The sequence below is a fragment of the Runella sp. genome, from assembly GCF_965279615.1.
GTDB lineage: Bacteria > Bacteroidota > Bacteroidia > Cytophagales > Spirosomataceae > Runella.
Genome location: NZ_OZ257252.1, coordinates 6,283,930 through 6,297,694 on the forward strand (window position 1 = coordinate 6,283,930; position 13,765 = coordinate 6,297,694).

Sequence of the window (13,765 nt, forward strand, 5' to 3'; positions counted from 1 at the left end):
GAGAAACTGAGACGCGCTTAATTCTTTATTTCACTTCAAAAAAATCGCCTTTTTTCCAAGTGGGTCGTTCGGGATTTTGCGCTACTAAATAGCCGATCAAAAAATTGAGTTGAGCATATTTGCGTCCGGCAGACCAATAAAAAATGCCGTTTGCGAAGCCGTCGGCAGGTTTATGGTAGGTGGCTTCACGCCATTTTTTGACTGATTCCAGAAGATTGAAATTGGGCACTGAAGTTTTGCTGCCGTATTTGACATGCAGAGCCGGAATGCCTGCTTTTACAAAACTATACTGATCACTTCTCACAAAACGCCCTTCTTTGGGTTCTAAGTCAGGCTCCACGCCCAATTTCAGAGCTTTTGCCGCTTGCGCCACCACCTCGGACAAACTGCTGTGCTCGGCACCCAACGCCGAAATTGATTCCAAAGGAGCAATGATGGTAGGCATATCGGTATTTACATCAGCAACCAACGAAAACTTGGGCACCGTAGGATTAGAGGCAAAATAGGCCGAACCCAACAATCCCATTTCTTCGGCAGTTACGATCACAAAAAGGACAGAACGCTTGGGCTTTTTCTTCAAGTTGGTATACATACGAGCCATTTCCAACGCGCATGCTACCCCGGAAGCATTGTCGTGCGCCCCGTTATAGATCGAATCTCCATCTACTGCTTTTCCTATGCCTAAATGGTCAAGGTGGGCAGTATGAACTACGTATTCATTTTTCAGTTCAGGGTCGCTTCCTTCAATTTTTCCAATAATATTATAGCTTATAAAGTCCTCGTGTTGAGTAGTATAGCTTGATTGGAGCGTGGATACAAGATCAATGCTCACGTTTTCACCGCGATCCATTCTCTCGCCGATCTTTTCAAAATTCAACCCTTCTGCCTTCAGAAGATCACTCAACATTTTTATGGAGATAGAACCCGCAATTTGTAAAGGCAGTCCACGGTGCGAAATAGACCCTACCACTTTTTGATTCTCATTCATGGAAGCTATTTGTCCGGTGGAGGTCATGGTATTGGCTTGTGCTTTAAATTGCGCCGTAGTGGTGATATAGTTACAGGTCAAAATTCCGATAGCACCATTTCTTATGGCATATTCCTGGGTAGTAGCGGCGTAGTTGAGGTGCAGCTTCACATTTGCGGCCAAGCTGTCGGGTATTTTTTTCATGACAACCACGACTTTGCCTTTAACATCAATATTTTTATAATCATTAAAGCCCATTTCAGGTCGATCAAACCCGGCACCTACAAAAACCATCGGAGCTGAGAGGTCAACCGAAGTTTTTTCCGGATGAGGAAACAGCAGGTATTCAGCGCCGTACTCTAGTGTTTTTGACTCACCGTTCTTCAAATTCATGCGAAGAGCCAACCCTTCTTTTTTCAGAATTGATCTCCTTAAGCGTACTTTTTGCGTATAACCTCCTGCTTCACCGGCAGGGAGCAGACCCATCGATTTAAATTGTGCGCTTACGTAATCTACGGCCATTTGGTACCCTTCCTGCCCCGGCATACGTCCCTTTAATTTATCATCCGCCAAATATTCGACATGTGCTCTGATTTGGTTGGAATCTATTTTATTGAGAGATTTCAGCAGTTTTCTGTTGATAAATCCTTGTGAATGAACAAAGAAGGGGAGAAGCAAAAAGAGTAAAAGTTTTTTCATCTTTGACCGGATTGGAGATAAATATCAAACCACAAAAATAGGCTATTTGTCGATGAAAAAAGAATTTAGATTTAACTGCGAAGATCGCAAAGACCGACACGAAGGTCGCAAAATTACCCCTTTAAGGAGAATTTAATTTTGTTAAAAATGACTCAATATGAAGCTTTTTAGCGGTTCTAAGCCATCAACGTTAAAATCCCAAAGCTCTTCATTGTCAAAGAACCAATCTCCTTTATTTTTGAAATTTTCATTTTGTTTATGACTTCTCCTAAAAGATGTAATGTAGCTATATAGACGAGCTTTTCGATTAGGGGTTATATATTCTTCATAGCCTTCAATGCAATTCTCAAATTGAATATGACAATCAAGGACTCTTTTATGACCAACAGCAACAATTGCTTCTAAAAGGGTTTCAAAATCGCCTTGCAATTCATGATTTGGTAAAAAGAATAACTCAAATTCTACCCCTAGTTCTTGTTTTAAACTACTTATTTTTTCGGATTCTGATTCAAAATCCCAGTTATCAATATTCCACTCACCGTCGGCATCAATAATAACAAGGTTCTTATCTCCACTTTTAGTAGTGTCCTTGAATTGATTTTCAAACGCTCTTAATTTCTCTTTACCCCCAATTCCTATAAGTTCAGCTTCCAAACCCAATAACCTTAAGAGATATTCAAAAAAACGATATTCATTGGTTTTCTTATCGTTTTCGGGATTGGTAGTCTCAATATAAATTCTATTCATGACCTTATCGTATCTCGTTGCCGTTTGAAATTAAAAAATCAAACTTATCAAAGTCGTACTTATAAGCCACTATTTCGTCATTCTCATAACGTTTTAAATTGTAGTATTTTATTTTAGGCTGCATTTGTTTATACGGGCCCTCTTGAGCAGTTTTACTCAATGATTGTAATAATTCCTCATTGTGTGTGGTGATGAACAACTGAACCCCTATATCTTGGGCAGCGTTGATAAGGCCTCGCCAGAATTTAGGCATTGTGGAAAAATGCAGGCCATTTTCAACTTCATCGATCATTACCATTCCTCCCTTTCCAACGCCGTAAATAGATAGAATAACGCTTAAGATTCTTCGTAAGCCATCCCCACTAATCTCAATAGGGATAAATTTGGGAAAATTCTCTAAATCAAGAAAAATTCCATTATCAACAACTTCAATATCTTTGATGCGATTATCAATCTGTTGTAACAACTCAAGTACTTTAGATTTTTGTTTATTTATTATAATATCTGATAAACTTCTAATCAAATTGCCATGTTCAAAAACTTTGAAAATTGGAAAATTGCAACGTAAAGACAAAGTTGGTGCTTGCATTATATCTTCAAATATTATATCTCCATCTTTAATTTTAGCTTTACCTACAATAGGTTCTGACTGTTTACTGCCTTTTTGCCTTTCTGATAGGTTTGATTGTAAATATTTAGTATTTTCTTCGTTGAAAATGTTTATAGCTTTGGTAAAGTGAATAGTTACAGTTCGCTGATAGGATTTTTCATCGAAAATGCCATTTATAACTATTGAAGAGTCTTCCTTCATATTATAGAAAAAACCTGAAAAATCAGTATTGTTTTTTGATAAGGTTCTTAAAGAGTTTAGCTGCTGTAAGCCCCCAATATGCCAAGCAACTAATTGAAAAACAGCTTCTAATAAAGTTGTCTTTCCACAGTTGTTTTTCCCCGTGAAAATATTTATCTGTCCTAAATCTTCAACTTTTAGGTTTGAAATGCTTCGAAAATTTTGAACTTCTATGGTTTTTAGAAACATCTGCTTTGTTTTATTTTGAACAAAATTAGAAAAATATCACAGAAGAGCTTAAGAAAGGTGTAGGGATACTATTTTATCGGGACAGTCTTACTTTGTGTAATTTGGGCAACTTCTCCTCGTTTTAAATCGTGAAAATCACCAAGTTAATGAACCTTATCGCGGTATATTTTGCTAACCTTACACTTGGGCTTTACGTACAATTCGTGTACTTTGCGTGAGTAGCGGAGCGAAAACAGCCTTTGGCGTTTGCTCCGCATTCAACATTGATTTATTGAATTCAGATGAATTTTGAAGATTTTGACCTCAACCGCCAGTTGCTTAATGCCATTGCTGATGCGGGCTATGAGGTGCCGTCACCCATTCAGGAACAGGCGATTCCGCTTGTATTGCAGGGGCATGATGTATTGGGAATTGCACAAACCGGAACGGGAAAAACCGCCGCATATGTATTACCGTTATTGATGCGTATCAAGTATGCGCAGGGCCAACACCCGCGGGCACTTATACTTGCGCCTACGCGTGAATTGGTGATGCAGATCGGTGCGGCACTGGGAGAATTGGCAAAATATACTGATTTGCGGCATATTGCCATTTATGGTGGTTTAGGCCCTAAAACCCAGATTGAAGCGCTTCAAAAAGGCGTTGACATCGTAGTGGCTACACCCGGACGCTTTCTGGACTTATACCTGCGGGGCGAGATCGTGGTTAAGCAACTGACGACCTTGGTGATGGACGAAGCCGATAAGATGATGGACATGGGTTTCATGCCGCAGATAAATCGGATTTTGGAAGTCATTCCCCGGAAACGCCAGAATCTGCTGTTCTCGGCTACATTTCCTGAAAAAGTGGTACGGCTTTCGGAGAATTTTTTGGAAGCGCCCATTCGTGTTGAAGTGACGCCCCAGGCTACCACCGCTGCACGCGTTCATCAGATCATTTACGATGTGCCTAACTTTAGAACAAAGATCAATCTTCTTGAATTATTGGTACAGGATAAAGCTGTTTTTGAACGGGGGATGGTTTTTGTCCGCTCTCGCGAAAACGCTGAGAATATCTATAAGTTCCTGAAACGGAAGGTAGTTTCTGAAGACGAAGTACGGGTCATTCACGCCAATAAAGGCCAAAATACGCGTATTAACGCAATGGAAGCCTTTAAAGAAGGAAACGTTCGAATTTTGATCGCAACCGACGTTGCTGCCCGTGGCATTGATGTAACCCAAGTGAGTCATGTTGTTAATTTTGACGTGCCGCTGATCTATGAAGATTATGTTCACCGAATCGGACGGACGGGACGCGCCAATCAGGAAGGAAATGCCATCACTTTTGTGACCATTGCGGATGATTATCACATTGCAAGATCGAAAAGATCATTCGAATGACCATTCCGCGCGAGCCTTTGCCGGAAGCATTGGAAGTACCTGAAACACCTTTTGAAGAACAACAGGGAATGTTGCGGGAACTGGATGATCAGCGACGAAAAGATGACCCAACTTTTAAGGGCGCTTTTCATGAAAAGAAAAACAAAAAAGTTGTACATTCGAAACCCCAACAGGCGAAGTCTCAAAAGAAGACTTCCGCGCCGCCAAAAAATACTTTTAAAAGACGAAAAAAGTAAAAATTGAATAATAACCCTTTGAAAGCAGCGTTTTATAAGACGTTCTGATGAGTTGGTAGCGATGAAAAAAATACAGGCATTTAGTTATTTGGTATTCGGTTTGTTTATTGTGCTGGAAAGTAAAGCACAAACAATGCAGTTTGTTACGAGCAGCCGTCCGGCAGATACAAGTAACAAAGCAACCGGTGCCGCTTCCGAGGCTACTGTGGTGAAAAACCTTCACCTTTTGCCGCTTTTTGGTGAAGCCACCAAAAGTGTCGAACAAATTGAATTTGAAATAAATTTTTTGAACGATTGTGATCAGAATTTCGCCAATCGTAAAGAAGCCAGCGAGTTTTTCTCGGCTCGTGCTTGGGAGTACCTGGATGAAGGGGATCTTGATACAGCTTGCTATCGCTTCAATTTGTCCTATTTGCTTAATCCACAAAATGCCGATACTTTCTGGGGCTTAGGGGTAGTATGTTTTCAACAGGGCCATATCACCGATGCAGAACGTATGCTTCGTAAAGGTGTTGATCTTGATTCTACCAATGTGGGGTTGTTGGTCGATCTGGCCACCGTTGATTTGATACATTTTAAGGAAAGCAGCGATAAATGGGAAATTCTGGAAGCAGAACAAATCCTTGACCGTGCTATACGTCTTGATTCAACTTTTGCGACCGCATACCTCAAAAAATCCGTGCTGGAGTTTCATAAAGGGAATTATGATGCCGCTTGGGCAAATTTGCATAAGACCCGCCTAATGGACATTGAGTTGCTTGATTATGAATTTATGAAAGAACTTCTGGCCAAAAAGTGCGACCCGCAAGGCATCTTCAGTACTCAAAATTAGATTTTCTATCCGTCTAACGGTTTGAGATCATCGGACGGGTGCTTCAGATACCTCTCCCGTAGTTTCGTCAGCCGGGTAAGTTTATTTCTGCAACTATGATTCGTTCCATTACTGCTGCCGATACGTATCCACTTCGTCACCAAGTACTGTGGCCCGACAAATCCCTTGATTTTGTTAAAGTCCCCGAAGACGAAGAGGGTTTCCATTTTGGCTATTTTGTAGATGATCAACAGGTTTCGGTGATTTCTTTGTTTGTGAATGAACAGGGCATTGCACGTTTTAGGAAATTTGCCACGCACCCCGATTTTCAACGCCAAGGCTTAGGAAGTGCCTTACTTCAAACCGTATTTGAGCGCGCTATAGCACTTAAAGCTATCGCTATTTGGTGTGATGCGCGATTGGACGCCAAACCTTTTTACGAGCATTTCGGTATGCAGCAAGAGGGCGACCTTTTCTTCAAAGGGGATATTCCCTACATGAAAATGACGCGGACTTTTTAAACATTTCTTCCATATAAGCTGTCCTCAAATCACTATTCTTTTTTAGTGACCTTCATTTCTTACTCATTTTGGGGCATTTAGGCCATTTTTTTAACTCCTAAATGGCTTGTGGGGAAAAATTTCTACAATTTTCCTTGGAATGCTTTTTTCATAATTCATCGTATGAACGATTAACCCGTGCGTGAGCACTTACTGAATTATGAACGGCGAATCTGCGAAACATGTCTTCTCCGAAAAAATAGATGATTGGTTATTAGGATTTTACGATGCTTTTGAATTTATGAAGTTATTTTTCAAAGAGGCTTTCTCCGGCAGCTTTGAGTTTAATGAATTTCTTCGACAATGTTATTCCATCGGCTTGAAGTCACTTCCCCTGATTTCATTGACAGGCTTTGTGACGGGTTTCGTTTTTACCAAACAATCACGCCCTTCATTGTTGGAATTTGGGGCCACTTCCTGGTTGCCTTCATTGGTGACCATTGCCATTGTAAAAGCATTGGCACCACTTGTTACGTCTTTGATCTGTTCGGGTAAGATCGGTTCCGGGATCGGGGCAGAATTAGGCTCTATGAAAGTAACCGAACAAATCGACGCCATGGAGGTTTCGGCGGTCAATCCCATTCGTTTTCTGGTGGTTACACGGGTAGCGGCTGCTACGCTTACTATCCCGATCTTGTCTTTCTATTGCGCTATTCTGGCATTAACGGGGGCTTTTCTTAATGTAACCATTAACGAAAATACCAATCTGGTGGCCTTCCTGGAGCGGGGGTTTGACAATATTATATTTCTGGATCTGGCTACGGCGGTGATCAAAGCCATCTCTTTTGGTTTTACGATTGGCATGATTGGGTCTTATAAAGGCTTTAATGCGGCCAACGGCACACAGGGAGTAGGACAGGCCGCCAATTCGGCAGTGGTATTATCCATGTTTCTGATTTTTCTGGAAGAATTATTTATTGTTCAAGTGACTAACTGGTTCCGTTAAAATCGCATACAATCATGGATAAGACGATTGAAATAAAGAATTTATATAAATCATTCGGCAGTCTGCATGTATTGTCGGGCGTGAACTTGGATGTGTATGAAAATGAAAATGTGGTAGTGTTGGGACGTTCTGGAACGGGCAAGTCGGTGTTGATCAAGATCATCGCCGGGCTTCTAACCCCCGACCGTGGAGAAGTAAATGTTTTTGGTCAATCAGTTTCCCATCTGAATTCGAAGGAACTTGATCAGTTACGAATGAAAATCGGCTTTTCTTTTCAAAACAGTGCTCTGTATGACAGTATGACGGTGCGTGAAAATTTAGAATTTCCGCTCGTTCGAAATGTTAAAAACATGACCCGCAAAGAAATCGACAAAGCGGTAGACGAGGTGATTGAATCTGTGGGTTTGAAGAAAACACTGGATCAAATGCCTTCAGAACTTTCGGGGGGGCAACGCAAACGGATCGGCATAGCACGTACGCTCATTATGAATCCAAAGATCATGCTCTATGATGAACCCACGGCAGGCCTGGATCCGATTACCTGTCAGGAAATCAACGATTTGATGAATCAGGTAAAAGAAAAATACCGCACCAGTTCCATCATCATAACGCACGATCTGACCTGTGCCAAAGAAACAGGTGATAGAGTAGCCATCTTGTTTGATGGAAAATTTGCCTACCAAGGCACGTTTGATGAGGTCTTCGGAAATGCCGACCCTCGCATTCGCAGTTTTTATGATTACAATTTTATAGAACCAAAACTTCAGGATTAATATGAAATCTGCAACACGGTCTGAAAGTTATAAAGTAAAAGTAGGCATTTTTGTGGTGCTGGGCGTTCTTATTTTGGTCGGAGGTATTCTGATGGTAGGAACCCTGCGAAAAACCTTCGTCAGCAAAATTGACGCCTACGCCATATTGGATGATGTAAACGGCTTAACCAAAGGAAGCAATGTATGGTTTTCGGGGGTTAAAGTAGGAACCGTAAAACACGTTGACTTTGTCGAAAATTCCAAAGTAAAAGTTACTTTCGGTATTGAAGAATCCTCTAAGAAGTTTATTAAAAAAGATGCCCATGTAAAAGTCAGTACGGATGGGTTGATCGGTAATACCATTATTGTGTTATCGGGCGGCACCGCAGCCTCGGAAGAAGTAGAAGATGGCTATCAGTTTCATGTGCAAAAGGAAGATTCTCAGCAGGATATGCTGAAAACATTACAGGAAAATAACAAGAATTTACTGGCTATTACCGCCGATTTTAAAGAATTGGTGCGTGGAATCAAAGGTGGCGAAGGCTCTATCGGTAAGTTGCTCACCAAAGATGATCTGTACCAAAAAGTTAATTCAACCCTGACAGGCTTGGAATCGGCCACGGTCAATGCCAAGGCCACGACGGTAGCATTGGCGCAGTTTTCCAAAAACCTGAACACGCAGGGTAATTTTGTCAATGATCTTATGACCGACAAACAGATGTACAATGATCTGAAACAAACGGTCAATTCGTTGAAAACAACTTCCGGAAATTTAAATGAAACCTCCACTTCGGCCAAGGCATTGGTCTCCAATTTACAGCAAACCACCAATCAAATTGCCAACGACAGAACCGGTACGGTTGGCGTTCTTCTTCATGACGAAAAAACGGCCAACAACGTAAGAGGGCTACTTCAGAATTTGGAAAGCGGCTCGGCCAAGCTGGACGAAAACATGGAGGCATTACAACATAATATCCTGTTTAGAAGATATTTCAGAAAGAAGAAACAGAATGAGGAGAAGGCTGATACCCTGACGCAGGTGACCACGCTTGGAAAAATGCCCTAACACATAAAACTAAATGCACACCGTTATTGGTTATGTAAAGCAAAGTAGCCCCTCACTTCATTGCTTTACATAACTGTTTTTGTTTATGCCTGATTTATTTTCTCCCCTGCGCCTTAGAGGCATTGAATTAAAAAACCGAATTGCGATCTCGCCCATGTGCCAATATTCTTCTACCGATGGTTTTGCCAACGATTGGCATTTGGTCCATCTGGGCAGTCGAGCAGTAGGCGGTGCGGGTTTAGTGATGACCGAGGCCACGGCTATTTCGCCGGAAGGCCGTATTTCACCCGGTGATCTGGGAATTTGGAAAGATGAACACATTCCTTTTCTGAAACGTATTACCGATTTCATTCGCCAAAACGGCAGCGTCGCGGGAATCCAATTGGCTCATGCCGGACATAAGGCCAGTTCACATAAACCGTGGGACGGTGGCCGATATGCCATTCCCGAAGAAGGCGGTTGGCAGCCTGTAGCAGCAAGTGAATATCCGTTAGCGGCGGAGAATAAATACGCATTGGCGCTTACTTCGGAAGGAATTCAGCAGGTCGTTGAAGATTTTAAAGCGGCAGCGCATCGCGCGTTGGCAGCAGGGTTTCAGGTAATTGAAATTCATGCGGCGCACGGTTATTTACTGAATGGGTTTTTATCGCCATTGGTCAATAAACGAAGTGATGAATACGGTGGCAGTTTTGAAAATCGTATTCGGCTACTGCTTACGGTTGTCAATGAACTGAGAACCATTGTTGGCGAAGATTTTCCGCTTATCGTAAGAATTTCTGCCACGGATTGGGTAGACGATGGGTGGAACATTGATGATTCAGTTGCCTTGGCGCAAATCCTTCACGAAAACGGCGTTGATCTGATTGATTGTTCTTCGGGTGGCTTAGTTCCTCCGGGCGTGATCAAAGCCGGGCCTAATTATCAGGTGCCTTTTGCCGAAACCATTAAGACGAAAGTCGGTATCAAAACAGGCGCAGTAGGCATGATCGTTGAAGCGACCCAAGCTGATGAGATCATCGTTGCCAATAAAGCGGACTTAGTACTCATTGCCCGTGAATCGCTTCGCAATCCGACTTTCCCGCTCTTGGCGGCCTATGAATTGGGGCACGATGTGCATTGGCCGATTCAATACGAACGAGCTAAAAGGAAATTGTAGTTTTGGTAATAGAACGCTGATTTTTATGATTATTATGTAAAACAGCATGATTTAGCATAAACATCATAAAAATCAGCGTTCTATTTTTTAGCAAAAATAGTCCCTTCCACTAAACTGAAGGTAGTATTAGAAATTGCCTGGAAAAGCCTTATTCCATTATACGTAATTTCTACCCCACATGAGACTGCTCTCTTTACTTCTGGTCATTGCATCTTTCTCCACTTTCTCCACGACTTACGCCCAAAACTGGTACAAAGGCAATTTGCATACACATTCGCTCTGGAGCGATGGCGACGATTATCCCGAAATGATTATGGATTGGTACAAAGCCAATGGCTACAATTTCGTGGGTTTATCGGACCATAATACATTTCAGGAAGGAGAAAAGTGGGTCAATGTGCCGCGCGTTCCTGAGCGGCGGCGTACGTTTGAGCGCTATTTGCGCACGTTTGGCCCTGATTGGGTGTCTTACAAAAAAGGCCCCAACGACTCGCTGAAAGTACGTCTTAAAAATCTACAGGAGTACCGCAGTTATTTTGATGATCCCGGAAAATTTCTGATCATTAAAAGTGAAGAGGTTTCGACAAGTTATGACAGCAAGCCGATTCACATCAACATGACCAACGTGCAAAATCTCATTCGCCCGCAACGAGGCAACAGCGTGGCAGAGGTAATGCAGAATAACATTGATCTGGTGGTGGCACAGCGTCGCTTAACAGGGCAGCCGATGTTTCCGCACATCAATCACCCTAATTTTTATTATGCCATTACGGCGCAGGATCTGATGCAATTGCGGTATGAGCGTTTCTTTGAGGTCTTCAATGGGCATCCATTAGTGCATAATTATGGAGATGAAAAACGTGACGGAACAGAGGTAATGTGGGATAAGATCAATACGCATTTTCTGCAACAGGGCCGCCCGCTGATGTACGGCTTAGCAACGGATGACAGTCATAACTATCAATTTTTTGGTTTGGAATACAGCAACACCGGCCGTGGCTGGGTGATGGTCAATGCCGCAGATCTGTCGCCTCGTTCACTGATCGAATCGTTGGAAGCAGGGCGGTTTTATGCTACTTCGGGCGTGGAATTGGAAAATCTTGTCCAAACACCCGTGAGTTTTGCATTTCGGGTAAAAGCTGAACCAAATGTGAGTTATACCATTCAGTTGATCGGGCTGAAAAAAGGAAAGGCAAAAACAGAGGTTTTTCAAGAAATCAAAGGTACTGAGGCAAGTTATACATTAGGCGAAAATGATCTGATGGTGCGCGCTAAGATCATTTCGAACAAGCCCAAATACAACCCTTTCAGCGCGGGAGACATGGAAACGGCTTGGGTTCAACCCATTGCAAGGCTACAAACACCGCCTGTAAAGGCAGATGTAATACCGCTCCCCAACGCCCATGCGCACAATGATTACGAACAGTCGCGCCCATTGTGGGATGCTTTAGATCAGGGATTTACGAGTGTAGAAGCTGATGTATATTTGATCAACGATACACTGTTTGTTTCGCACGAACGCCCAACGTTTACTAATCCGGCGCATTCGTTGGAAAACCTATATTTAAAGCCGTTGGCCGAGCGGCTGGCACTGAATGGGAATCAGGTATATGCAGGTTATAAAGGACCGGTATACCTCATGATAGATTTCAAGACCGAAGCCGAAAGTACGTATAAAGCATTGGAAAAGTTACTCCAAAATTACCGAGCTGTCTTTACTTCTTATAAAGGTAACAGCGCGAAAGCAGGTCCGGTGACCTTGTTCATTTCGGGCAACCGACCCATTGAAACGCTGAAAAATTCAAAAGAAAGATTAGCCTCTCTGGATGGCCGTCCGGTGGATTTGGGCAAGAAACTCAGCGCTCAGCTCATGCCTGTGGTGAGTGATAATTATTCCAATCATCTTTCGTGGCGGGGTAAAGGCGATATGCCCGAGGAGCAGTTTCAGAAACTGAGCCAACTGGTAAAAAAAGTACATGCCGAAGGCAAAAAACTCCGTCTGTGGGCTTGCCCGGAAGATCCCGTCGTTTGGAAAAAACTCCGCGAAGCCGGCGCTGATTTTCTCAGTACCGATCAATTGGAGTTGGTGAAGGAGTTTTTATTGGCGAAGCCCTGAGATTGTTTACTTACAGTGAAGGGCTGTGGAGACACAACCTGCGGAGAGCTGCGTCACTGGTATAGCTTCGGAGAAGCATAAGATTTGTAGTGTTCAATATCATCCATTATTGACAAAGCTTCGGAGAAGCACAACCTAAAATTCAGGTTGTGCTTCTCCGAAGCTTTAACGTTTGAGACTCAAATCATTGCTACAAATGTTGCACCTCTCTGAGGTGGTGATTCACTTCGAGATAGTTACTTCGGTAGTTGCTTCTTTATAATATAATTAGCTCATCTTTAAGATAAATGCAATCTCTATAAAAACAACGCTCTTCCTGTTTAGAGAAGAGCGTTGAAATAAGAACCGGCACGGCACTATAGAGTTGCGATCAACTTTTGATTCAAAACTACATAATCATCGTTTTTGGCTTCTTTCGCCAGTTCAATGGATTTCATAGCAGTGGCTTTTGCGCCTGTTTTGTCACCTGCTTTTGCCTGAACTTTTGCTTTTAGGTGCATTACCCAAAACGCAGTAGGCTGTGCCTCGACGGCTTTGTTAGCCCACTCTAATGCTTTGTTGATGTCTTTGCCGGTTTCAAAGTAATAAGTAGCCGCTTGGAAATACGGACGACTGTCTACCGTCATGGCTGAATTGATCTGCGCCATGATCTTAGTATCAATATCAGCTTCCACGGGGATTTGTACGGCCGTGTTTTCCCACAGGATCTGAATGTCGGCAGAAGAAGCGGTCAAATTGCCCAAAATGATGGTGAAAGATTCGATCATCATCGGCAATTGCATAGATTTGACTTTGAAACGAGCTACATCGTCTTCGGTTTTATAGCCTGTCAAACCGCTGTTGTTGGCACCTTTGTTAATGATTATTTCCCATTCGTTGGCCGTTGGAACGGAATAAATAGCGTAAGAACCTGCTTTTACGGGCATTCCGCCCACTTTTACATCTTCTCCGAAGGTTACTTTGGTAGCGGCGTTGGCGCCTGTTCTCCAAATTTTACCGAAAGGTACCAGATCCCCAAAAATCTTCCGTCCTTTTGCGGCCGGACGGGAATAATTGATCTCAATGGAAGAAAGCGCAAAATCCTGTTTAAGTGTTTGGGTAGGGCTGGGAGACGGCGTCTTGATACCTTGTGCCGATGCACCTGCTGAAATGAGAACAAAAAGAAGTACAACTACTTTTTTCATTTGATTTTTGAGTGTTTTGTTTAGAGAATTAGTGTTAGTAGTCGATAGACTATACACCGAAGTGTAAACTTACTAATTTGTTAAATGATTCAAAAAAAATACAAATA

Annotated in this window: 11 protein-coding genes and 1 pseudogene; 8 read left to right on the forward strand and 4 right to left on the reverse strand. The window is 42.5% G+C overall.

The window, feature by feature from the left end; translation table 11 throughout:
* Positions 1-25: 25 nt before the first annotated feature.
* The 3 genes from ACQY73_RS26305 to ACQY73_RS26315 form a co-directional block, all read right to left on the reverse strand.
* Positions 26-1,666, reverse strand: a complete 1,641-nt coding sequence (locus ACQY73_RS26305) for a M20/M25/M40 family metallo-hydrolase (protein ID WP_428656861.1) — start codon at positions 1,664-1,666, stop codon at positions 26-28.
* Positions 1,667-1,807: 141 nt separating this feature from the next.
* A complete protein-coding gene (locus tag ACQY73_RS26310) occupies positions 1,808-2,413 on the reverse strand; it encodes a hypothetical protein (protein ID WP_428656864.1) in 606 nt (201 codons plus the stop codon).
* A 4-nt stretch (positions 2,414-2,417) separates the two neighbouring features.
* Positions 2,418-3,452 (reverse strand): AAA family ATPase, encoded by a 1,035-nt coding sequence (locus ACQY73_RS26315; protein ID WP_428656867.1) that lies wholly within the window; start codon positions 3,450-3,452, stop codon positions 2,418-2,420.
* A 281-nt stretch (positions 3,453-3,733) separates the two neighbouring features.
* Between ACQY73_RS26315 and ACQY73_RS26320 the strand changes: the two are divergent.
* The 8 genes and pseudogenes from ACQY73_RS26320 to ACQY73_RS26355 all read left to right on the forward strand — a co-directional run bounded on the left by ACQY73_RS26320 (position 3,734) and on the right by ACQY73_RS26355 (position 12,474).
* Positions 3,734-5,067: pseudogene (locus tag ACQY73_RS26320) on the forward strand (DEAD/DEAH box helicase).
* A 61-nt stretch (positions 5,068-5,128) separates the two neighbouring features.
* Positions 5,129-5,899, forward strand: a complete 771-nt coding sequence (locus tag ACQY73_RS26325; protein WP_428656870.1) for a tetratricopeptide repeat protein — start codon at positions 5,129-5,131, stop codon at positions 5,897-5,899.
* A gap of 95 nt (positions 5,900-5,994) precedes the next feature.
* Positions 5,995-6,399 (forward strand): GNAT family N-acetyltransferase, encoded by a 405-nt coding sequence (locus ACQY73_RS26330; protein ID WP_428656873.1) that lies wholly within the window; start codon positions 5,995-5,997, stop codon positions 6,397-6,399.
* A 199-nt stretch (positions 6,400-6,598) separates the two neighbouring features.
* Positions 6,599-7,384: an MlaE family ABC transporter permease gene (locus ACQY73_RS26335; RefSeq protein ID WP_428656875.1), complete on the forward strand. Its 786-nt coding sequence runs from the start codon at positions 6,599-6,601 to the stop codon at positions 7,382-7,384.
* 14 nt (positions 7,385-7,398) lie between these two features.
* On the forward strand, positions 7,399-8,157 hold the full coding sequence (locus ACQY73_RS26340; RefSeq protein WP_428656878.1) for an ABC transporter ATP-binding protein: 759 nt from the start codon (positions 7,399-7,401) through the stop codon (positions 8,155-8,157).
* A 1-nt stretch (position 8,158) separates the two neighbouring features.
* Positions 8,159-9,202 carry an MlaD family protein gene (locus tag ACQY73_RS26345; protein ID WP_428656881.1) on the forward strand — a complete coding sequence of 348 codons (1,044 nt, stop codon included), beginning with the start codon at positions 8,159-8,161 and terminating at the stop codon, positions 9,200-9,202.
* 85 nt (positions 9,203-9,287) lie between these two features.
* On the forward strand, positions 9,288-10,358 hold the full coding sequence (locus tag ACQY73_RS26350) for an NADH:flavin oxidoreductase/NADH oxidase (protein WP_428656884.1): 1,071 nt from the start codon (positions 9,288-9,290) through the stop codon (positions 10,356-10,358).
* 178 nt (positions 10,359-10,536) lie between these two features.
* Positions 10,537-12,474: a histidinol-phosphatase gene (locus ACQY73_RS26355; protein ID WP_428656886.1), complete on the forward strand. Its 1,938-nt coding sequence runs from the start codon at positions 10,537-10,539 to the stop codon at positions 12,472-12,474.
* A gap of 356 nt (positions 12,475-12,830) precedes the next feature.
* On the opposite strand, the gene ACQY73_RS26360 is transcribed toward ACQY73_RS26355, so the two are convergent.
* On the reverse strand, positions 12,831-13,658 hold the full coding sequence (locus ACQY73_RS26360) for a DUF2911 domain-containing protein (protein ID WP_428656888.1): 828 nt from the start codon (positions 13,656-13,658) through the stop codon (positions 12,831-12,833).
* Positions 13,659-13,765: the final 107 nt, after the last annotated feature.

What these genes read in the sequence shown, in the direction of transcription:
- ACQY73_RS26305 (WP_428656861.1), bottom strand. Translation starts at nt 1,666, where the DNA reads ATGAAAAAACTTTTACTCTTTTTGCTTCTCCCCTTCTTTGTTCATTCA.
- ACQY73_RS26310 (WP_428656864.1), bottom strand. Translation starts at nt 2,413, where the DNA reads ATGAATAGAATTTATATTGAGACTACCAATCCCGAAAACGATAAGAAA.
- ACQY73_RS26315 (WP_428656867.1), bottom strand. Translation starts at nt 3,452, where the DNA reads ATGTTTCTAAAAACCATAGAAGTTCAAAATTTTCGAAGCATTTCAAAC.
- ACQY73_RS26325 (WP_428656870.1), top strand. Translation starts at nt 5,129, where the DNA reads ATGAAAAAAATACAGGCATTTAGTTATTTGGTATTCGGTTTGTTTATT.
- ACQY73_RS26330 (WP_428656873.1), top strand. Translation starts at nt 5,995, where the DNA reads ATGATTCGTTCCATTACTGCTGCCGATACGTATCCACTTCGTCACCAA.
- ACQY73_RS26335 (WP_428656875.1), top strand. Translation starts at nt 6,599, where the DNA reads ATGAACGGCGAATCTGCGAAACATGTCTTCTCCGAAAAAATAGATGAT.
- ACQY73_RS26340 (WP_428656878.1), top strand. Translation starts at nt 7,399, where the DNA reads ATGGATAAGACGATTGAAATAAAGAATTTATATAAATCATTCGGCAGT.
- ACQY73_RS26345 (WP_428656881.1), top strand. Translation starts at nt 8,159, where the DNA reads ATGAAATCTGCAACACGGTCTGAAAGTTATAAAGTAAAAGTAGGCATT.
- ACQY73_RS26350 (WP_428656884.1), top strand. Translation starts at nt 9,288, where the DNA reads ATGCCTGATTTATTTTCTCCCCTGCGCCTTAGAGGCATTGAATTAAAA.
- ACQY73_RS26355 (WP_428656886.1), top strand. Translation starts at nt 10,537, where the DNA reads ATGAGACTGCTCTCTTTACTTCTGGTCATTGCATCTTTCTCCACTTTC.
- ACQY73_RS26360 (WP_428656888.1), bottom strand. Translation starts at nt 13,658, where the DNA reads ATGAAAAAAGTAGTTGTACTTCTTTTTGTTCTCATTTCAGCAGGTGCA.